This window comes from Pseudomonas sp. Emmai, assembly GCF_055179735.1.
In genome coordinates, this window is record NZ_CM143685.1 from 5,988,381 (window position 1) to 6,007,937 (window position 19,557).

General features: G+C 61.2%; 16 protein-coding genes. 9 read left to right on the forward strand and 7 right to left on the reverse strand.

The window, feature by feature from the left end; genetic code table 11:
- Positions 1 to 185 precede the first annotated feature (185 nt).
- The 9 genes from ACY4LX_RS27400 to cmoB all read left to right on the forward strand — a co-directional run bounded on the left by ACY4LX_RS27400 (position 186) and on the right by cmoB (position 9,712).
- Positions 186 to 2,597, forward strand: a complete 2,412-nt coding sequence (locus ACY4LX_RS27400) for a glucose/quinate/shikimate family membrane-bound PQQ-dependent dehydrogenase (RefSeq protein ID WP_463258381.1) — start codon at positions 186 to 188, stop codon at positions 2,595 to 2,597.
- Positions 2,598 to 2,768: 171 nt separating this feature from the next.
- On the forward strand, positions 2,769 to 3,110 hold the full coding sequence (locus ACY4LX_RS27405) for a hypothetical protein (protein WP_463258382.1): 342 nt from the start codon (positions 2,769 to 2,771) through the stop codon (positions 3,108 to 3,110).
- Positions 3,103 to 3,441 carry a hypothetical protein gene (locus ACY4LX_RS27410; RefSeq protein ID WP_149658048.1) on the forward strand — a complete coding sequence of 113 codons (339 nt, stop codon included), beginning with the start codon at positions 3,103 to 3,105 and terminating at the stop codon, positions 3,439 to 3,441. The genes ACY4LX_RS27405 and ACY4LX_RS27410 overlap by 8 nt, the downstream gene beginning before the upstream one ends.
- A 132-nt stretch (positions 3,442 to 3,573) precedes the next feature.
- Positions 3,574 to 5,991, forward strand: coding sequence for an endopeptidase La (gene lon, locus ACY4LX_RS27415; protein ID WP_149658049.1), 2,418 nt, complete (start codon positions 3,574 to 3,576; stop codon positions 5,989 to 5,991).
- A gap of 173 nt (positions 5,992 to 6,164) precedes the next feature.
- The gene (locus ACY4LX_RS27420; RefSeq protein ID WP_463258383.1) at positions 6,165 to 6,623 is read left to right on the forward strand and encodes a hypothetical protein; all 459 of its coding nucleotides are present in this window, start codon (positions 6,165 to 6,167) and stop codon (positions 6,621 to 6,623) included.
- A gap of 156 nt (positions 6,624 to 6,779) precedes the next feature.
- On the forward strand, positions 6,780 to 7,172 hold the full coding sequence (locus ACY4LX_RS27425) for a protease inhibitor I42 family protein (protein WP_149658051.1): 393 nt from the start codon (positions 6,780 to 6,782) through the stop codon (positions 7,170 to 7,172).
- Positions 7,173 to 7,174: 2 nt separating this feature from the next.
- A complete protein-coding gene (locus tag ACY4LX_RS27430) occupies positions 7,175 to 7,810 on the forward strand; it encodes a lysoplasmalogenase (RefSeq protein WP_149658052.1) in 636 nt (211 codons plus the stop codon).
- Between the two features lie 163 nt (positions 7,811 to 7,973).
- Positions 7,974 to 8,753 (forward strand): carboxy-S-adenosyl-L-methionine synthase CmoA, encoded by a 780-nt coding sequence (gene cmoA, locus ACY4LX_RS27435; RefSeq protein ID WP_463258384.1) that lies wholly within the window; start codon positions 7,974 to 7,976, stop codon positions 8,751 to 8,753.
- Positions 8,750 to 9,712, forward strand: a complete 963-nt coding sequence (cmoB, locus tag ACY4LX_RS27440) for a tRNA 5-methoxyuridine(34)/uridine 5-oxyacetic acid(34) synthase CmoB (RefSeq protein ID WP_463258385.1) — start codon at positions 8,750 to 8,752, stop codon at positions 9,710 to 9,712. The genes cmoA and cmoB overlap by 4 nt, the downstream gene beginning before the upstream one ends.
- Positions 9,713 to 9,851: 139 nt before the next feature.
- Here the strand turns inward: cmoB and tadA are convergent, their stop codons facing one another.
- From tadA to treP, 7 genes are all read right to left on the reverse strand, one after another.
- A complete protein-coding gene (tadA, locus tag ACY4LX_RS27445; RefSeq protein ID WP_149658055.1) occupies positions 9,852 to 10,346 on the reverse strand; it encodes a tRNA adenosine(34) deaminase TadA in 495 nt (164 codons plus the stop codon).
- Complete coding sequence (locus tag ACY4LX_RS27450; protein WP_463258386.1) at positions 10,346 to 11,722, reverse strand: multicopper oxidase family protein; 1,377 nt, start codon at positions 11,720 to 11,722, stop codon at positions 10,346 to 10,348. The genes tadA and ACY4LX_RS27450 overlap by 1 nt, the downstream gene beginning before the upstream one ends.
- A 273-nt stretch (positions 11,723 to 11,995) precedes the next feature.
- Positions 11,996 to 12,286 (reverse strand): PTS transporter subunit EIIB, encoded by a 291-nt coding sequence (locus ACY4LX_RS27455; protein ID WP_463258387.1) that lies wholly within the window; start codon positions 12,284 to 12,286, stop codon positions 11,996 to 11,998.
- 2 nt (positions 12,287 to 12,288) lie between these two features.
- The gene (ptsP, locus tag ACY4LX_RS27460; RefSeq protein WP_463258388.1) at positions 12,289 to 14,823 is read right to left on the reverse strand and encodes a phosphoenolpyruvate--protein phosphotransferase; all 2,535 of its coding nucleotides are present in this window, start codon (positions 14,821 to 14,823) and stop codon (positions 12,289 to 12,291) included.
- Between the two features lie 149 nt (positions 14,824 to 14,972).
- A complete protein-coding gene (locus tag ACY4LX_RS27465; RefSeq protein ID WP_149658059.1) occupies positions 14,973 to 16,196 on the reverse strand; it encodes a maltoporin in 1,224 nt (407 codons plus the stop codon).
- A 95-nt stretch (positions 16,197 to 16,291) separates the two neighbouring features.
- Positions 16,292 to 17,941: an alpha,alpha-phosphotrehalase gene (gene treC / locus ACY4LX_RS27470; protein ID WP_463258389.1), complete on the reverse strand. Its 1,650-nt coding sequence runs from the start codon at positions 17,939 to 17,941 to the stop codon at positions 16,292 to 16,294.
- Between the two features lie 133 nt (positions 17,942 to 18,074).
- Complete coding sequence (gene treP, locus ACY4LX_RS27475) at positions 18,075 to 19,517, reverse strand: PTS system trehalose-specific EIIBC component (RefSeq protein ID WP_463258390.1); 1,443 nt, start codon at positions 19,515 to 19,517, stop codon at positions 18,075 to 18,077.
- Positions 19,518 to 19,557: the final 40 nt, after the last annotated feature.

The following is a 19,557-nucleotide window of genomic DNA, read 5'->3' on the forward strand; positions in this document are numbered from 1 at the left end:
CGCAACCCTTGTAGGAGCAAGGCTTGCCCGCGAAGAGGCCATCACATTCAACATTGATGTTGGCTGACACGCCGCCTTCGCGGGCAAGCCTCGCTCCTACAGATTTAACTGAACCATGCCCACGCCAGATCGTCATCTACAGTGAACTTGCGCGGGACTACTTAAACGTCACGGAGAACCACACTATGAGCACTGATGGTGCTTTGAGTCGAAGCCGTCTGCTACCGAGCCTGCTCGGTATCCTGCTTCTGCTAATGGGCCTGGCCATGCTGGCCGGCGGTATCAAGCTGAGCATGCTCGGCGGCTCGCTGTATTACCTGCTGGCCGGTATCGGCATCGCACTGACCGGCGTGCTGTTGATCGCCGCCCGGCGAGCCGCACTGGGCCTGTACGCACTGGTGCTGTTCGCCAGTACCGTGTGGGCGTTGTGGGAAATCGGCCTCGATTGGTGGCAACTGGTGCCGCGCCTGTCGCTGTGGTTTGCGCTGGGTGTGGTCCTGCTGTTGCCGTGGTTCCGCCGACCGTTGCTGCGCGATGGCGCCGCACCGCTGGGCACCGCTGCGTTGAGCGTGGCCGTAGTGCTGGCCGGTGCCACCGCCGTGGCCAGTCAATTCACCCATCCGAATGAAATCTTCGGCGAGTTGGGCCGCGATACCACGGACCTGACCAGCACCGCCCCGGCGATGCCCGACGGCGATTGGCAGGCCTATGGCCGCACCGAATTCGGTGACCGCTACTCGCCGCTGAAGCAGATCACCCCGGCCAACGTCGGTAAGTTGCAGGAAGCCTGGCGCATCCAGACCGGCGACCTGCCGACCGCCGATGACCCGGTGGAGCTGACCAACGAAAACACCCCGCTGAAGGTCAACGGCATGCTCTATGCCTGCACCGCCCACAGCAAAGTGTTGGCGCTGGACCCGGACACCGGCAAGGAACTGTGGCGCTTCGACCCGCAGATCAAGAGCCCGGTGGGCTTCAAGGGCTTCGCCCACATGACGTGCCGTGGCGTCTCTTACTACGACGAGAATGCCTACGCCCAAGCAGGCACTGCCTCGGCCGCCGTCATCTCCGAAGCCGGCAAAGCTGTTGCACAGGCTTGCCCGCGTCGTTTGTACCTGCCGACCGCCGATGCACGCCTGATCGCACTCAATGCCGACACCGGCAAGGTCTGCGAAGGCTTCGGCACCAACGGCGTGGTTGACCTGACCCAAGGCATCGGCCCGTTCACCGCTGGCGGCTACTACGCCACCTCCCCGGCCGCGATTACCCGCGACCTGGTGATCATGGGCGGTCACGTCACCGACAACGAATCGACCAACGAGCCGTCCGGCGTGATTCGCGCGTTCGATGTGCATGACGGTCACCTGGTCTGGAACTGGGACAGCGGCAACCCGGAGGCCACCGAGCCTTTGGCACCGGGCAAAACCTACACCCGCAACTCGCCGAACATGTGGTCCCTGGCCAGCGTCGACGAGAAACTGGGCATGGTCTACCTGCCTCTGGGCAACCAGATGCCTGACCAGTACGGTGGCGACCGCATGCCAGGCGCCGAGAAATTCAGCGCCGGCCTCGTTGCCCTCGATTTGGCCACCGGCAAGGTGCGCTGGAATTACCAGTTCACTCACCATGACCTGTGGGACATGGACGTGGGCAGCCAGCCGACCCTGCTGGACCTGAAAACTGCCGACGGCGTGAAGCCGGCGCTGATCGCGCCGACCAAGCAAGGCAGCCTGTATGTGCTCGACCGTCGCGATGGCACGCCGATTGTGCCGATTCGTGAGATCCCGGTGCCACAAGGCGCGGTCAAGGGCGACCATACCGCCCCGACCCAGGCCCGTTCGGACCTCAACCTGCTGGCCCCGGAACTGACCGAAAAAGCCATGTGGGGCGCCAGCCCGTTCGACCAGATGCTGTGCCGCATCCAATTCAAGGAACTGCGTTACGAAGGCCAGTACACCCCGCCGTCGTTGCAGGGCAGCCTGGTCTATCCGGGTAACGTCGGTGTGTTCAACTGGGGCAGCGTGTCGGTCGACCCGGTCCGCCAACTGCTGTTCACCAGCCCGAACTACATGGCGTTCGTCTCGAAAATGATCCCCCGCGCCGAAGTCGCGGCGGACAGCAAGCGCGAAAGCGAAACGGCTGGCATCCAGCCTAACGCTGGCGCGCCGTACGCCGTGACCATGCACCCGTTCATGTCGCCGTTCGGTGTACCGTGCCAGGCCCCGGCCTGGGGCTATGTCACCGGTATCGACCTGACCACCAACAAAGTGGTGTGGAAGCGCAAAAACGGCACCAGCCGTGACAGTTCGCCAGTGCCTATCGGCCTGCCGATCGGCGTGCCAAGCATGGGTGGCTCGATCGTCACCGCGGGCGGCGTCGGCTTCCTCAGCGGTACCCTCGATCAGTACCTGCGCGCCTATGACGTCAATAGCGGCAAGGAACTGTGGAAGTCGCGCCTGCCGGCCGGCGGCCAAGCCACCCCAATGACCTACACCGGCAAGGACGGCAAACAATACGTATTGCTCGTCGTTGGCGGCCACGGTTCGCTGGGCACCAAGATGGGTGACTATGTGATTGCTTATAAACTGCCGGAATAAGCGTTAGCGGCAGTTAAAAACAGGGCGGTTACCTTCGGTAGCCGCCCTTTTTTGTGCCTGCGGATCCGCTGGTCGGGGCTGGGATGCCGGGGTCAAATCAGGCAAGATCGGGCGTCATGACCGGGACAATGTCCTGTTGAATTGCTGCGTACCCAAGGAGAAATTCCAGGCATGAACCGGCCTCCCCCCTCGCTCGACCTGAGCCTGCTCACCGGCAAAATAACTTTCGACGACCTGTCGATCTTGTCCGACCAGCCCCTCGCCAGCCAGATCGACTCACTCAAGGAAGACCTGCTGCAAGTCGAATACGGCGAGCATCTGCTGCTGGATGTCGGCTGGTATCCCGAGTTCGATAAGGGTGGAGCCTTTCAGGTGGTGGTGATCAAGGATCGGGATTGGGGTCAGCCGCAGTGGACGGGACGGGCGAAAACCCTGGCAGAACTCACCACACGCCTGACCGAAGCACAACGCGAGTTGCACGCATGGCTCGACCGGGAAGACCGCCATGGATAGCCCGACGAAGCAAATTGTCGTCCCGTTAAGTCTGGCAGCCTTGCGGCGCCTGGACTTTGATCAAAGCCTGTCGGGTGACCTCGAAACGTGGACGTTGAGCGCCGAGCACTACCAGCATCTGTGGGATTCAGGCCTGATCCAGCGCCTCAACAAGGTTCTGGGCTGCTTGATCGATGACCATGAAGACGCCAGCATCCAGGGCGTCACCGCGCTTGAAAGGGTTCAGACCCTGTTGGAGCAGTCAGCCCTGCCGGCAGACCTCAAGGCACGCCTCCAGCAGTTGACCAGCCTGGCTCGCCGCAAAGCCACCGGCCTGTTTTTCTACTTTTGATCGCTCGGCCGAAATATTCAGGGACCCATCACCTGTCAAAACCCTGAACACACCCCCTGAAATATCTACTGCCATTGAAACCACCCCCCACCTGCCCCATCTAAGACCCATACCCCATTGCGCAGGTGCCCCATGAGCGACCAGCAAGAATTTCCTGAAGACCCGAGCGACTACGCCGAAACCGACCACATCGAACACCATTCCACCGGCAAAGGCCTTGCCCTGCCTGGCCAAAACCTGCCGGACAAGGTCTACATCATCCCGATCCACAACCGCCCGTTCTTCCCGGCCCAAGTGTTGCCGGTGATCGTCAATGAAGAACCGTGGGCCGAAACACTGGACCTGGTGAGCAAATCCGATCATCACTCCCTGGCCCTGTTCTACATGGACACGCCCCAGGAAGATCCGCGTCATTTCGATACCGGCGCGCTGCCGGAGTACGGCACCCTGGTCAAGGTGCACCACGCCAGTCGTGAAAACGGCAAATTGCAGTTCGTCGCCCAGGGCCTGACCCGGGTGCGCATCAAGACCTGGCTCAAGCACCATCGACCGCCGTACCTGGTGGAAGTCGAATACCCGCACCAGCCCACCGAGCCGACCGACGAGGTCAAGGCCTACGGCATGGCGCTGATCAATGCGATCAAGGAATTGCTGCCGCTCAACCCGCTGTACAGCGAAGAGTTGAAGAACTACCTCAACCGCTTCAGCCCCAACGATCCATCGCCCCTGACCGACTTCGCCGCCGCCCTCACCTCCGCCACCGGTGGCGAGTTGCAGGAAGTGCTCGACTGCGTGCCGATGCTCAAGCGCATGGAAAAAGTCCTGCCGATGCTGCGCAAGGAAGTCGAAGTTGCGCGCCTGCAAAAAGAAATCTCCGCCGAAGTGAACCGCAAGATCGGCGAGCATCAGCGCGAGTTCTTCCTCAAGGAACAGCTCAAGGTCATCCAGCAGGAACTGGGCCTGACCAAGGATGATCGCAGCGCCGACATCGAACAGTTCGAGCAACGCCTGGAAGGCAAGGTCCTGCCGCCCCAGGCGCAAAAACGCATCGAAGAGGAAATGAACAAGCTGTCGATCCTCGAGACCGGTTCGCCGGAGTACGCAGTCACCCGCAACTACCTGGACTGGGCGACCTCGGTGCCGTGGGGCGTGTATGGCGAGGACAAACTCGACCTCAAGCACGCACGCAAGGTGCTGGATAAACACCACGCCGGCCTGGACGACATCAAGGACCGCATCCTCGAATTCCTCGCGGTCGGTGCCTATAAAGGCGAGATCAGCGGCTCCATCGTGCTGCTGGTGGGTCCGCCGGGCGTGGGCAAGACCAGCGTCGGCAAGTCCATCGCCGAATCCCTCGGCCGACCGTTCTACCGCTTCAGCCTCGGCGGCATGCGTGACGAGGCCGAGATCAAGGGCCATCGCCGCACCTACATCGGCGCGCAACCGGGCAAACTCGTGCAGGCGTTGAAAGACGTCGAAGTGATGAACCCGGTGATCATGCTCGACGAGATCGACAAGATGGGCCAGAGCTACCAGGGCGACCCGGCCTCGGCGCTGCTGGAAACCCTCGACCCGGAACAGAACGTCGAATTCCTCGACCACTACCTGGACCTGCGCCTGGACCTGTCGAAAGTGCTGTTCGTCTGCACCGCCAACACCCTGGACTCGATCCCCGGCCCGTTGCTCGACCGGATGGAAGTGATTCGCCTGTCGGGCTACATCACCGAAGAAAAAATCGCCATCGCCAAACGTCACCTGTGGCCGAAGCAACTGCAGAAGGCCGGCGTTTCCAAAGGCAGCCTGAGCATCAGCGACAGCGCGTTGAAAGCTTTGATCGACGGATATGCCCGCGAAGCCGGGGTGCGCCACTTGGAAAAAGAACTGGGCAAACTGGTGCGCAAAGCCGTGGTCAAGTTGATCGACGAACCGAAAGCGGTGATCAAGATCGGCCCCAAAGACCTGGAAGCCTCACTCGGCCATCCGGTGTTCCGCAACGAGCAAGTCTTGTCCGGCACCGGCGTGATTACCGGGCTGGCCTGGACCAGCATGGGCGGCGCGACCCTGCCGATTGAAGCCACGCGGATTCACACGCTCAACCGGGGCTTCAAACTCACCGGGCAACTGGGCGATGTGATGAAAGAGTCGGCGGAGATCGCCTATAGCTACGTCAGCTCCAACCTGAAGTCGTTTGGCGGTGATCCGAAGTTCTTCGACGAAGCCTTCGTCCACCTCCACGTGCCGGAAGGCGCCACCCCGAAAGACGGCCCGAGCGCCGGCGTGACCATGGCCAGCGCCCTGCTCTCCCTCGCCCGTAACCAGGCACCGAAAAAAGGCATCGCCATGACCGGCGAGCTGACGTTGACCGGGCATGTACTGCCGATTGGCGGGGTGCGCGAGAAGGTGATTGCGGCGCGGCGGCAGAAGATCTTTGAATTGATTTTGCCGGAGCCGAATCGCGGCAGTTTCGAGGAGTTGCCGGATTATTTGAAGGAAGGGATTACGGTGCACTTTGCCAAGCGGTTTGCGGATGTGGCGAAGATATTGTTTTAAACGGTTCAAATGCGCCACTGCCTGACGGGCTTGGGCAGTGAGCGCTTTGATTATAAGAAAGAACACCCCCTGAACAAATCAGCCTTAAAAACTGTCATACCTGACAGTTACCTCTCCATGATTTTCTCAGCACACTTCCTGCTCGGCTTTCCACCTATTGAAGGAAGTGACTGATGGCGAAGACCAAAGCAACTCAAGGGGTTTTAGTTGACGGCCAACTAACCATTGAAACAAAAGATATTACAAACCCCACCTCACCGTTACCAATGACAACATTTACCATGACCGCCATGGAATACAAATCCGATAGATTCGAGCCAGGGTTTTATATTACTTGCTATAAAGACAAAGGCCTTTCCAGCGAAAGAAATCTGACTATTAGTTTTCAAACCGGCCACCAGCCCAGCATTGTTGGTTATTCGGAAACTTTCACCTCAGGAACAAATAACCTCCCCTATAGTTTCCAAACAATCAACTACACCGGCAACATCGAAACCATGGTAATAGCGCCGGAAAAACGTAGGTATAACGTGATCGATTTCAAAGTTCTGGCAAAAAATATTGATAATAATGAAACCCGTGAACTGACTGGCAGAGGATATATTTCTATCACCGACCTGACGACACCTTAGACTTCAGCGCCCGCCTGCGCGCACTAATGTGACCCGTAAAATGCCTCGAGCCCGTGTAGAGGAATACAGCACGATTGTCCGCGCAGGCAGCGTCACACTTTGTCTCATCTTCAGTTATGCTCGCCGTTCGTCGTGAATGCCGGAGCCACTGACCTTATGTCCCCCACCCGCCTGTTAGTCCCCCTCGCCCTCTCCCTGCTGGCCGGTTGCGCCTCGCAGCAGAGCCAGAACGTGACCGTGGAAAAACAAAGCGAATGCCCGGCCAGGTTGAGCAATGGGCAAAACCTGATCGTGACCCTGCCAAGCAACCCGACCACGGGTTATCGCTGGGCGATCCAGGATTCCGCCGGCGGCGTGTTGCGTGCCCTCAGCCCCGAGGTCTACAGCAACCCCGAAGACGCCGGGATCGTCGGCAGTGCCGGGCTTTCGACCTGGCGCTTTCAGTCTTTCGCCACCGGCACCGGGCGTTTGCGCCTGACCTACTCGCAACCCTGGGCGCCGGAAGTGCCGGCGGTGCAAACTTTCGATTGCGCGATTTCGGTTAACTGATCGTGGGCTGGCTGATTCTGGCGCTGATGGGCGCGGTGACCTTTCTGTATGGGTTGAGCGTACATGCCGCGTTGCTGTGCCTGTTGGTCAAGCCGTTGCCGGTGTTGGCCCTGCTCGGTTGGTTGCACGATGCGCCGCCTACCGAGTATCGACGCTGGATCAGCCTGGGCCTGATTTTCTCCCTGCTCGGCGACGTGCTGCTGGCGTGGCCGGGGGATTTGTTTGTGTTTGGGCTGGGGGCGTTTTTGGTGGCGCATCTGGCGTACCTGAAAGCGTATTTGAGTGATTGCCGACGCTTGGCGTTGTTGCCGTTGGTGTTGGCCGTCGTCGTGGGCGCGGTGCTGTTGGGGATTCTGATTTCCCATGGTTTGGGGCCGTTGCTGGTGCCGGTGATTGTCTATGGCGTGGCGATCAGCGCGATGCTTTGGCGAGCGCTGGCGCGGCTTGGCAGCGATGTGCCCAAGCGCTCGGCACTGCTGGCGGCGGCGGGCGCGGTGGCGTTTGTGTTTTCCGATAGCGTGATCGGGATCAGCCGGTTTGTGATGCCGTTCGAGGCGGCGCCCTATGTGATCATCCTCAGTTACTGGGTGGGGCAATGGGGGATAACGGCGTCGGCGTTTACTCAAAAACACCGCTGAATCCCTGTGGCGAGGGAGCTTGCTCCCGTTGGGCTGCGCAGCAGACCCAAATCTGGCGAGCGCTGCGCACTCGAACGGGAGCAAGCTCCCTCGCCACAATGGATCGCACTGTCCGCTGCGGTTTATCAGACAACCCGCGCATCCCCCGGTCAATTTGGCTAAAATGCCGGCCTTTTCCACCTACGCCGCTGGAACCGCCGTGAGCAAAGAACCCGATCGCCTTTTCGCCCAGCCTTTGGCCCAGGTGCCTGACTTCGCCTTTAACGAGGACGTGGTGCGGGTGTTCCCGGACATGATCAAGCGCTCGGTGCCGGGTTATCCGACCATCGTCGAAAACCTCGGCGTACTCGCCGCGCAGTTTGCCCAGCCCAACAGCGTGCTCTACGACCTCGGCTCGTCCCTCGGCGCCGTGACCCAGGCCCTGCGCCGTCATGTGCGCACCGACGGTTGCCGGGTGATCGCTGTGGATAACTCGGCGGCGATGGTCGAGCGCTGCCGCGAATACCTCAACGGCCAGGACTCGATGTTCCAGGAGCTGCTGCCGGTGGAAGTGATCGAAGGCGACATCCTCGCGCTGCAATTCCAGCCGGCCTCGGTGGTGGCGCTGAACTTCACCCTGCAATTCATCGCCCCGGACCAGCGCACCGCGTTGCTCTCGCGCATCCACCAGTCGTTGTTGCCGGGCGGTGCGTTGATCCTGTCGGAGAAGCTGCGCTTCAACGATTTGGAAGAACACGCGTTGCTCACCGATTTGCACGTCGCGTTCAAACGCGCCAACGGCTACAGCGAACTGGAAATCGCCCAGAAGCGCAGCGCCATCGAAAACGTCATGAAGCCCGACAGCCTCGAAGAACACCGCGAACGCCTGTTGGCCGCCGGGTTCTCGAAAGTCGTGCCGTGGTTCCAGTGTCTTAACTTTGCCTCGTTGATTGCCTTGCCATGATTGATCTGTCTCCCCTCGCCCGCCGTCTGGCCGGCACGCCGCTGGCCGATTGGGCCAACACCCTGCAAGCACAACTCGACAAGAAAATGGAGAAGGGCCACGGCGACCTGGAGCGCTGGCAAAGTGCGCTGGACGCCTTGCCGAAGATCCAGCCGAGTGAAGTCGACCTGCTCAACGGCCTGAGCCTGGACACCGATTGCGACGACGAAACCCGCGCGCAGATGCGTACCGCGCTGATGGGGTTGTCGCCCTGGCGCAAAGGCCCGTTCGACCTGTTCGGCGTGCACGTCGACACCGAGTGGCGCTCGGACTGGAAATGGTCGCGGGTTGCACCGCACCTGGATTTGAAGGGCAAACGCATCCTCGATGTCGGCTGCGGCAACGGTTACTACATGTGGCGCATGCTCGGCGCCGGGGCCGACAGCGTGATTGGTGTTGACCCGAACTGGTTGTTCTTCTGCCAGTTCCAGGCCGTGCAGCGCTACTTGTCCGAACCCAACGCCTGGCACCTGCCGTTTCCCTTCGAAGACCTGCCGCCGAACATGGAAGGCTTCGACACCGTGTTTTCCATGGGCGTGTTCTACCACCGTCGTTCGCCGATCGAGCACTTGCTGGCGCTAAAGGATTGCCTGGTCAAGGGCGGCGAACTGGTGCTGGAGACGCTGGTGATCGAAGGTGATCAGCAGCAGGTTTTGGTGCCGGAAGATCGTTATGCGCAGATGCGCAACGTGTGGTTCCTGCCGTCGGTGCCGGCGCTGGAGTTGTGGCTGCGCCGGGCCGGGTTTACCGAGGTTCGTTGTGTGGATGTCAGCGTGACCACCGTCGAGGAACAGCGTGGGACGGAGTGGATGAAGTATCAGTCGTTGAGCGATTTCCTGGACCCTGAAGATCACAGCAAGACGATCGAAGGCTTGCCGGCGCCGATGCGCGCGGTGATTGTCGCTCGCAAGCCAATCTAATTCCCCCCCGCCCCTGATCGTTCCCACGCTCTGCGTGGGAATGCATCCTGTGACGCTCTGCGTCACGCCCGCGAAGGGACGCGGAGCGTCCCGGGCGGCATTCCCACGCAGAGCGTGGGAACGATCAGCGTGGGAACGTTCAGTCCCTGCTGGCTCTTCGGGCCTTGAAAAACTCGCTAAGCACCGCGCCGCACTCCTGCGCCAACACCCCGCCTTCAAACAACACCCGGTGATTCAAGAAACCCTGGGTAAAAAACTGCCCCTGGCTCTGCACAATCCCGGCCTTGGGCTCCAGGGCGCCGTACACCACCCGCGCGATCCGCGAATGCACGATCAGGCCGGCGCACATGCTGCACGGCTCCAGGGTCACGTAGAGGGTGCTGCCGGGCAGGCGATAGTTGCTGGCAGCGAGGGCGGCGGCGCGGATCGCGACCATTTCCGCGTGGGCGCTGGGGTCGTGCCCGCTGATCGGGCAGTTGAAGCCGCGACCGATGATTTCCCCGTCCTGCACCAGCACCGCGCCCACCGGCACTTCGCCAAGGGCCGCGCCCTGGGCGGCGAGGGCCAGGGCTTCGCGCATGAAATCCTGATCGCGGCTGCGGTCGATGATTGCCGCAGGACGAATCTGGCGCATCACGCCACCTCGATGGCGGCCATCAGGCCGGTTTCCATGTGGTCGATCACATGGCAGTGAAACATCCAGACGCCCGGGTTATCCGCCACCAGCGCCACTTGCGCGCGCTCGTTCTTGCCCAGCAGGTAGGTGTCGGTGAAGTACGGGATGACCTTGTGCCGGTTCGAGGCAATCACCTTGAAGCTCATGCCGTGCAGGTGAATCGGGTGCTGGTATTGGGTCATGTTCTTCAATTCGAAAATGTAGCTCTTGCCCTTCTCAAGCTTGGCAATCGGGCGGTCGGCGCAGGTCTTGTCGGTGATGTCCCAGGCCTTGCCGTTGATCTGCCACAGGCTTGGCGGCTTGCCGTTGTCGACGTTGACCGACACCGAGCCCACCCATTCGAAATTGAAGTTGAGTTTCTCGGCATTGGCCAGGTCCGGCTCGGCCACCGGGTTGGCGGGCAGCGCGGGCGGCCATTGGGTCGGGGTGTCGCTGTTGTCCACCGAACGCAACGTGCCCAGACGCACCGGCCCGTTGCGCAAGGATAGCTCTTCACCGGCCGGCGGCGCCTTGATCGCCAGGCAGATGCGCATGCCGGGGCCGAGCCAGTATTCCTTGCCCAGCGGGCGCGGTTCGATGGGATTGCCGTCCAGCGCATAGATCTGCGCTTCGACGCCGGGAATATTGAGGCGATAGGTCAGGGTGTTGTCGAGGTTGAGGAGGCGCACGCGGGTGATTTGCCCGGCGGGCAGCTCGATCACCGCTTGGGCCACGCCATTGATCGTCGACAAGCGCCCGGCCGTGCCACCACGCGCCGCTTCACGGGGAATGCTGAAGGCGACGAACGCACCTTCTTCATCGACGTGCCAGCTCTTGAGGCTCAGGGTTTTTTCGTACTTGAAACCGGTGGGCTCGCGCTCTTCGATGATCAGCGGGCCGACCAGGCCACGGCCGAGTTCTTCGCTGCTGTTCACGTGGGGGTGATACCAGTAGCTGCCGGCGTCCGGCACGCGGAATTTGTAGTCGAAGTATTCCCCCGGCAGCACCGGAAGCTGCGAGACGTAGGGCACGCCGTCCATTTCCAGCGGCAGGCGGATGCCGTGCCAGTGAATGGTGGTGGCGACCGGCAGGTGATTGATGAAGCGCACCCGCAGCCATTCGCCCTGACGCACGCGCAACTCGGTGCCCGGCGCCGACGGGCCGAACGCCCAGGCTTGGGTCTTGTGCCCGGCCACCAACTCGACGTCCAGCGGCGCGGCGATCAGTTCGTAGTCGTGGCCCGCCTCGGCGTCGGCCATCTTGCCCAGCCAGTAACGCGACGCGCCACCGGCCCCCACGCCAACCACCACAAGACCGGCCAGACCACCGAGTATTTGTCGACGGGTAAAGGACATGAACTCAACTACCTCACGTATCAGCGACAGGCCAGAGGCCCGCAAAAGGCGAATACGATACACCTGCGGTTGAGAAACAGTAAGGGTGGGGCGGCAATGGGACACAGGGACATCATGGCTGGCAAAGCCTCTGTGGCGAGGGAGCTTGCTCCCGCTGGGACGCGAAGCGGCCCTAAAACCTGCAATCGAGTTTTATTAGACACTCCTCGTCTGATGGTTTTGCGACTGCTTCGCAGCCGAGCGGGAGCAAGCTCCCTCGCCACAGGTGATCGGTTATGGTTTAAGGCCGGTGATCAGGTGCATCACGCCGCCATCCAGCAGCATGACGCCGGGCACCCCCGCCCGATTCAACGCCTGCCGATCCACCCGCCCCACATCCCGCAACTCCACCCGCACCCGGGTCAGCGCCACAGGCTGCTGCGACTTGAGGTTATCCACCCCGCCCAACGCGGCCACGATATCCCCGGCCAAACCTGCAACCGGTTTAACCACCTGCTTGGGCTCATCGGCCACCAGATCCGGGGTCAACGCTTTCCAGAACGCCCGCTGCATTTTCTCGAACATGCTCAGTTCTCCAGAACCAGTGAAGTATCGACCGTGGCCTCGTGGTACAGGCGCAACGCCTCGCGCACTTGCTCGGCGCTTTCCAGCCCCAGCACTTGCTGGGCGATGGCCTGGCAATCCGCCAGATCCACTTCGCGCACCGCCGCTTTGACGGCTGGAATCAGCGGCACGCTCACCGACAGCTCATCCACCCCCAACCCCAGCAGCAGCGGGGTCGCCAGGGTTTCAGAAGCCAACGCCCCGCACACGCCCACCCATTTGCCGTGGGCATGGGCCGCTTTGACGGTGCCGGCTATCAGGCGCAGGACCGATGGGTGAAAGCTGTCGGCCTGACTGGCCAGGCGCGGGTGATCGCGGTCCATGGCCAGGGTGTATTGGGTCAGGTCGTTGGTACCGATGGAGAAGAAATCCACCTCGGGCGCAAACAGGTCCGCCATCAATGCCGCTGCGGGCACTTCGATCATGATCCCCAACTTCGGCAGTTCCGTGAGCCCCAGCGCCAGCGCCTCCTCTTCCAGCAGTTGCCGGGCCAGACGCAATTCCGAGAGCTGCGCGACCATTGGCAACATGATGTGCAAACGGGCCAGTCCGGCGCTGCTCAGGATCGCCTTGAACTGATCCCGCAGCAGTTGCGGACGCTCCAGGCACAGGCGAATCCCGCGCATGCCGAGGAACGGGTTGGTTTCGCTGTCCATCGGTACATAGGCCAGCGGTTTGTCGCCGCCGACATCCAAAGTGCGCACCACCAGATTGCGATTCGGCCCCAAGGCGCGGGCGATGGCGCTGTAGGTGGACGCCTGTTCGTCGTGGCTTGGCGCGTGGTTGCGGTCCAGATACAGAAACTCCGAACGCAACAGCCCAACACCTTCGCCGCCCACCGTCATGGCTTGCTCGGTTTCCGGCAGCGAGGCGACGTTGGCCGTGACCTCAATGTGATGCCCGTCGCGGGTACACGCGGCGAGCGCGGCGTGGGCCAGTTCATGTTGATGGCGTTTCTGCCGTTGCTGGCGGTTGGCTTGCAGTTGCTCGATGGCGGCCAGGTCCGGGTCGAGGTGCAGTTCGCCCTTGTCGGCGTCGAGCAGCACCTGGGTGCCATTGGTCAGCGTCAGCACTTGCACCGGTAACCCGCAAATCGCCGGCAGGCCAGCGGCCCGGGCCAGAATCGCGACGTGGCTGGTGGCGCCACCACCCACCGTGGCGAAGCCCAGCACCTTGCGAGTGTCGAGCCCGGCGGTCTGGGAGGGGGTCAGTTGTTCGGCGATCAGGATGGCGCCGTCCGGCAATTCCAGAGCGCTGTCCTCCACGCCGAGGATCCGTTTGAGCACCCGTTGCCCGACATCCGCCAGATCCGCCGCCCGCTCCGCCAGCAGGGCGTTGCCCATGCCCTTGAACAAAGTGGCCGTCGCCTCGGTGGCCGCGCGCCAGGCGAACGCCGCGCTTTTGCCTTCATCGATCAGCCCCTGCGCCACTCCCAGCAAAGTCGGGTCTTCGAGCAGTTCCTGATGCGCCTTGAAGATGTCTGCTTGTGCGTTGCCCTTGGCGTTGTCGCGTAACTGTTGCAGGGACGCCTGCGCTTCGGCCAGGCCCCGGGCGAGGTGATCGTGTTCCTCCAGCGGTGTGGTGCCGAGCTCAATGACTTGCAGTGTTTGCTCGGCGATCTGCACCACTTGGCCAAACGCCGATCCGGCGGAGGCACACACGCCGCGCAACACGGTCAGCGTCGGGGCCTCGGTTTCCTTCGCGTCAACCTGGGTCGAGGCCGCGCCGGCTTCACCGCAGCCATTGATCAACAGCTCGGTCAATGTCGTGATCGCCGCTTCAGCATCCGGGCCCGCCGCGCTGACTTGCACCACATCGCCGTGGGCGGTCTGCAACGTCATGATCGCCACCAGGGATTTGGCGTTCACGCTGTCCTGCTGCTTGTGCAGGAAAATGCTCGCGGAAAACTGTTTGGCAGCCTGGGCGAACACCGCCGCCGGGCGGGCGTGCAAGCCGTTCGGGTTGGCTAGCGTCACCGGTTTGGAGAACAGCGCCAGGCCTTCCTCCGGCAACCCTTCATCCATCGTTTGCCCGGTGCTGTGCACGCCCAACAATGGCTGGCCACTGTCGACCACGCCCGTTTCGGGCACCAGCCAGGTGAACGGCTCACCGCTGACCACCAGCATCAAGGTCAACAGACTGCGTGCATGCAAGGCGATGTAATCGGCATCGAACTCGATCAGCGACTGCCCGATATCGACCTGCTCGCCCTCTTCGACCAACCGGGTAAACCCCTTCCCCGCCAGGTTCACCGTGTCGAGGCCGATATGCATCAACACCTGCACGCCGTTTTCATCGGTGATGCTGACGGCATGGCCGCTGGCCTGCACATTGCTGATGATCCCGGCCAGTGGTGCACACAAGGTATTGGACGTCGGATCGATGCACAGGCCATCGCCGATCACGCGACTGGAGAACACCGGATCGGGAACCTGATCCAGCGGCATCAATACGCCAGATAGCGGCGCATGCAGTTGCAAATGTTGGGGTGTGGCCATGACGTCACCTGCTGTTTTGTTCTTTTAAAAGACGCTGCGATACCCGTAGGAGCGGCTGAAGGCTGCGATCTTTTCTCCTGGACTCGCTTGAGTCTGGAGCGAAAGATCAAAAGATCGCAGCCTTCGGCAGTTCCTACGAGGTTATGCGTTTATTTCCACCAGTACTCGACCTGCATTCCGACATTCGAACCGTGGCGCGCCGTGCCGAAGGCGCCGCTGTCGGACAACGCCGAGCCCGCCGCCAGTTCATTGGCCGCCCGCTTGGCCGCCTCGTTCCAGCTCGCATAGGTGTAATACAGGCGCACTTCGGGGCGCGCCCAGAATTCCGGGCCCTTGGGCGACCAGGTCGGGGCGAAGGTGAACTTGCTCAACTTGCGCGTCCCGCCGGGAGCCTCAACCTGATCGTGACCCAGTTCGGTCACCAGTTTGAACTGCTCGGTGATCGCATAGGCCGGGCGCACGCCGAGGGACAACCAGTTCTGGTCGGCGCCGTCCGGGCGTATGTCTTTCTGATACACCGCTTCAATCTGCCCGCCGAAGCGTGGCGTCACCTGCCAGTCGAAAAACTCGACCACCCGATAGCTTTTATTGCGGTCGTCGAGCTTCACGTCACCGGTATAACCCAACCCGGTGCCGGGGCCTTCGCCGTATTGGAAGGCCAGTTTGTTCTTGCCGCCGAGAAAGCCTTTCTGCACATGCTGGGCGGTAACGGCCCAGCCACGGTGCGCGTCGCGGCTGTCGGGTTTGTCGATGTAGCTCAGGCCCAGTTCCAGCTCGCCGCCGGGGTTGGTGTCGAACCCGGCGACGTTGAAGTCATGCCGGTTGATGTAGTCCTTCTGGTACAGGTTGTCCTTACGCGAATAGGCATAGCTGTATTTCAGATCGCCGATCAGCACGTCCTCGATACCGCCGCCGGTGGCGCTCTGGTTCCAATAGTAGAAGTCGGAAATGTGGATATCGTTGCGCTTGTAATAACGCCGGCCGGCCCACAGCGAACCGCCGTTGAGGCTCGGCATGTTCGACCATTGCGCGTACAGCTGCGGCATGCGCACCGAACCGTTGTCGCCATTGAACGTCAGGTCCTTGTCGTACTGGTTATACAGCGATGCCATGCCATCGACGCTGACCACCGAGCCGTCATCCAGGGTGTACAAATCCTGGCGTAATTCCAGTTCGGCATACTGTTCGCATTCGTTGCCCAAACGGTATTTGGTCTGTGCGCCCGGCAGTTGAAAACATTGTTGTTTGCCACTGTTCGTCGAGGTCCCGACGCCGCTACGCACGTACCCGCCGAACTCCAGCGCCTGGGCCGAAAGTGGTAAGGCCAGGCACACGCCTGCTGCTACAAGGCTGCGATTTATTGTTGTTTTCATGTGCTACCCCATTATTTTTATTGTGTGCTGCAGCAAAAACGGCGCGCAAAACTCCCCCGCGCAGTGTTCTGCGTGTTTTTAAAATCGGTGTTTTTTTAGTGGTTAGTCAGGTGCAGCACGAACGACTCAAAGGGCCGTAGAAACACCTGCCGATTGCGCGGCGGACAGTCCGGGTAATTGCTGATCACCAGCCGTTGCGACATCCCTTCGCTGAGCACTTCATCCGGCAATTCAACTTCACAGGTTGTGCCGTAGAAGTTGTTCAACACCAGCAATCGCTCGCCTTGGCCTTCCCGTGTGTAGGCCCAGATCTGCGTATGTTCAGGCAGCAATTGCCGGTACACACCGTCGGACATCAGCGCTTCGTTGCGACGCAACGCGATCAACCGGCGGTAGTGATGCAGCACCGATTCCGGGTCGTCGAACTGGCTGGCGACGTTGATCTGCGCGGCGTTGGCCGGCACGCTGATCCACGGCTCGGCGACGCTGAAACCGGCGTTTCGCTCGGCGTTCCAGTGCATCGGGGTGCGGCCGTTGTCCCGGGACTTTTGCATGATCGCCGCCATGTTGTCGGCATCGCTGACCCCGGCATCGCGCTGGAGGCTATGGATGTTCAGGGTCTCGACATCGCGGTACTGATCGATGTGATCGAAGCCCGGATTGGTCATCCCCAGCTCTTCGCCCTGGTACACAAACGGCGTGCCCTGGAGGAAGTGCAACGCGGTGCCGAGCATCTTCGCCGACACCACCCGATGCTCGCCGTCGTGACCAAAACGCGAGACCACGCGCGGCTGATCGTGGTTGCACCAGAACAACGCGTTCCAGCCACCGCCGGCCTGCATGCCGGTCTGCCAGTCGGAAAGGATGCGCTTGAGTTGCAGGAAGTCGAAGTCGGCGCGAATCCACTTTTGCAGATTCGGGTAATCCACTTTCAGGTGATGAAAGTTGAAGGTCATCGACAGTTCTTTCGACTCCGGTCGCGAGTAGCGAATGCAGTGCTCAAGGCTGGTGGAAGACATCTCGCCGACGTTGATCAGGTCGTGGCCTTCAAACACTTCGCGGTGCATCTGCTGCAAGTACTCGTGGACGTTCGGGCCGTCGGTGTAGAAGCGGCGACCGTCGCTGTTGTCCTCGGGGAAGTCCGCGGGTTTGGAGATCAGGTTGATCACGTCCAGACGGAAACCGCCCACGCCTTTGTCACGCCAGAACCGCATCATCTTGAACACTTCGGCGCGCACCTTGGGGTTGTCCCAATTGAGGTCGGCCTGGGTGTGGTCGAACAGGTGCAGGAAGTACTGGCCGGTCTGGGCCTCGTACTCCCAGGCCGAACCACCGAACTTGGATTCCCAGTTGTTCGGCTGGTCGCGCCAGATATAGAAGTCGCGGTACGGGTTGTCGAGACTGCTGCGGGCCTGCTGGAACCATTCGTGCTCGACCGAGGTGTGGTTGACCACGATGTCGAGCATCAACTTGATCCCGCGTTTGCCGGCCTCGGCAATCAGCAATTCGCAATCAGCCATGGTCCCGTAACTCGGGTCGATGGCGTAGTAATCGCTGATGTCGTAGCCGTTGTCGCGCTGGGGCGAACGCAGGAACGGTGTGATCCACAGGCAATCGACACCCAGCCAGTGCAGGTAGTCGAGCTTGGCCACGACGCCGAGCAAATCCCCGGTCGGGTTGCCGGCGTGGCTGTGAAAGCTTTTCGGGTAGATCTGGTAGATCACCGAACGTTGCCAGTCTTGCATGGCGGAATTCCTTCAATAAGTTTTGTACAGGCCTTGAGGGCCCCTTCGCGGGCAAGCCTCGCTCCTACGGGGGTACGCGCTCCAATGTAGGAGCGAGCGGGCGGCGTTCCGACTTGCCCGCGAAGGCGATCGATCAGGCAACCCGAAACCCCGGCCGGACAATCTTCATGCTCAACCCACAGGTCAAAACAAACGGCACAACCATCGCGATGATCATTCCGATCACGAACGTCGGGATGAATTGCGGAATGATCGAGATAAAACCGGGCAAGCCGCCGACGCCAATCGCCGAGGCCTGGACCTTGTTCATCGACAGGAAGATGCAGCCCAGGGCCGAGCCGATCAGCGCCGAATAAAACGGGAATTTGTAGCGCAGGTTGACGCCGAACATCGCCGGTTCGGTGATGCCGAAGTAAGCGGAAATCGCCGAGGTCGAGGCCATGCTTTTGTCCCGCACGTTGCGGGTCATGTAGAACACCGCCAGTGCCGCGCTGCCCTGGGCGAGGTTGGACATGACGATCATCGGCCAGATGAAGGTGCCGCCCTGGGTGGAAATAAGCTGCAAGTCCACGGCGAGGAACATGTGGTGCATGCCGGTGATCACCAGTGGCGCATAGAGCAGACCAAAGATCGCCCCGCCCACCATCGGCGCCAGGTCAAACAGAGTGACCACGCCTTCGGTGATCAGGATGCCGAGGTGCCGGGTTACCGGACCAATCACCGCCAGCGCCAACACACCGGTGACAACGATGGTGGTGATCGGCACCACCAGCAATTGCACGGCATTCGGCACCCGCGCCCGCAGCCATTTCTCGATGACGCTCATCACGTAGGCCGCCAGCAGGATCGGCAGGATCTGCCCCTGGTAGCCAACCTTCTCGATCTTGAACCAGCCGAAAATATCGAAGTACGGCAGGCTCTGACCGTCGAGCCCGGCCACCGCTTTACCGTAGTTCCAGGCGTTGAGCAGGTCCGGGTGTACCAGCATCAGGCCGAGCACGATGCCGAGGATTTCGCTGCCGCCAAAGCGCTTGGCCGCCGACCAGCCCACCAGCGCCGGCAAGAATACAAACGAGGTGTTGGCCATCAGGTTGATCAGGCTCCAGATGCCATCCAGGCTCGGATACGCATCCAGCAGGGTCTTGCCCTCGATGAACATGCCCTTGGCGCCGATCAGGTTGTTGATGCCCATCAGCAGGCCGGCAATGATCAGCGCCGGCAGGATCGGCATGAACACATCGGAAAACACCCGCACCAGACGCTGCATGGCATTGATCTTGTCCGCGCTCTTTTGTTTAACGTCGGCGATGGTCGACGCGGCAAGACCGGTTTGCCGGCGCAATTCGGCGTAGACCTTTTCCACTTCGCCGGGGCCGATCACCACCTGGAACAGGCCACCGGTGAAGAACGAGCCTTTGACCAGATCAATCTGGTTCAGCGTGGCGCTGTTGACCAGGCTCGGGTCCTTGAGGGCCAGGCGCAAACGCGTCACGCAGTGCGCGGCCTGCTCAAGGTTGTCGCTGCCACCGAGGCTGACAAGCAGCTCGCTGGCGATATTCGGATAGTCGTGGCTCATGCTTGATCTTCCGCTGTAGTTTTTTGTTATTGGCAGCACG

Bases quoted from the DNA above. Each gene is read 5' to 3' on its own strand.
- ACY4LX_RS27400 (WP_463258381.1), top strand. From the start codon at position 186: ATGAGCACTGATGGTGCTTTGAGTCGAAGCCGTCTGCTACCGAGCCTG.
- ACY4LX_RS27405 (WP_463258382.1), top strand. From the start codon at position 2,769: ATGAACCGGCCTCCCCCCTCGCTCGACCTGAGCCTGCTCACCGGCAAA.
- ACY4LX_RS27410 (WP_149658048.1), top strand. From the start codon at position 3,103: ATGGATAGCCCGACGAAGCAAATTGTCGTCCCGTTAAGTCTGGCAGCC.
- lon (WP_149658049.1), top strand. From the start codon at position 3,574: ATGAGCGACCAGCAAGAATTTCCTGAAGACCCGAGCGACTACGCCGAA.
- ACY4LX_RS27420 (WP_463258383.1), top strand. From the start codon at position 6,165: ATGGCGAAGACCAAAGCAACTCAAGGGGTTTTAGTTGACGGCCAACTA.
- ACY4LX_RS27425 (WP_149658051.1), top strand. From the start codon at position 6,780: ATGTCCCCCACCCGCCTGTTAGTCCCCCTCGCCCTCTCCCTGCTGGCC.
- cmoA (WP_463258384.1), top strand. From the start codon at position 7,974: ATGCCGGCCTTTTCCACCTACGCCGCTGGAACCGCCGTGAGCAAAGAA.
- cmoB (WP_463258385.1), top strand. From the start codon at position 8,750: ATGATTGATCTGTCTCCCCTCGCCCGCCGTCTGGCCGGCACGCCGCTG.
- tadA (WP_149658055.1), bottom strand. From the start codon at position 10,346: ATGCGCCAGATTCGTCCTGCGGCAATCATCGACCGCAGCCGCGATCAG.
- ACY4LX_RS27450 (WP_463258386.1), bottom strand. From the start codon at position 11,722: ATGTCCTTTACCCGTCGACAAATACTCGGTGGTCTGGCCGGTCTTGTG.
- ACY4LX_RS27455 (WP_463258387.1), bottom strand. From the start codon at position 12,286: ATGTTCGAGAAAATGCAGCGGGCGTTCTGGAAAGCGTTGACCCCGGAT.
- ptsP (WP_463258388.1), bottom strand. From the start codon at position 14,823: ATGGCCACACCCCAACATTTGCAACTGCATGCGCCGCTATCTGGCGTA.
- ACY4LX_RS27465 (WP_149658059.1), bottom strand. From the start codon at position 16,196: ATGAAAACAACAATAAATCGCAGCCTTGTAGCAGCAGGCGTGTGCCTG.
- treC (WP_463258389.1), bottom strand. From the start codon at position 17,941: ATGCAAGACTGGCAACGTTCGGTGATCTACCAGATCTACCCGAAAAGC.
- treP (WP_463258390.1), bottom strand. From the start codon at position 19,517: ATGAGCCACGACTATCCGAATATCGCCAGCGAGCTGCTTGTCAGCCTC.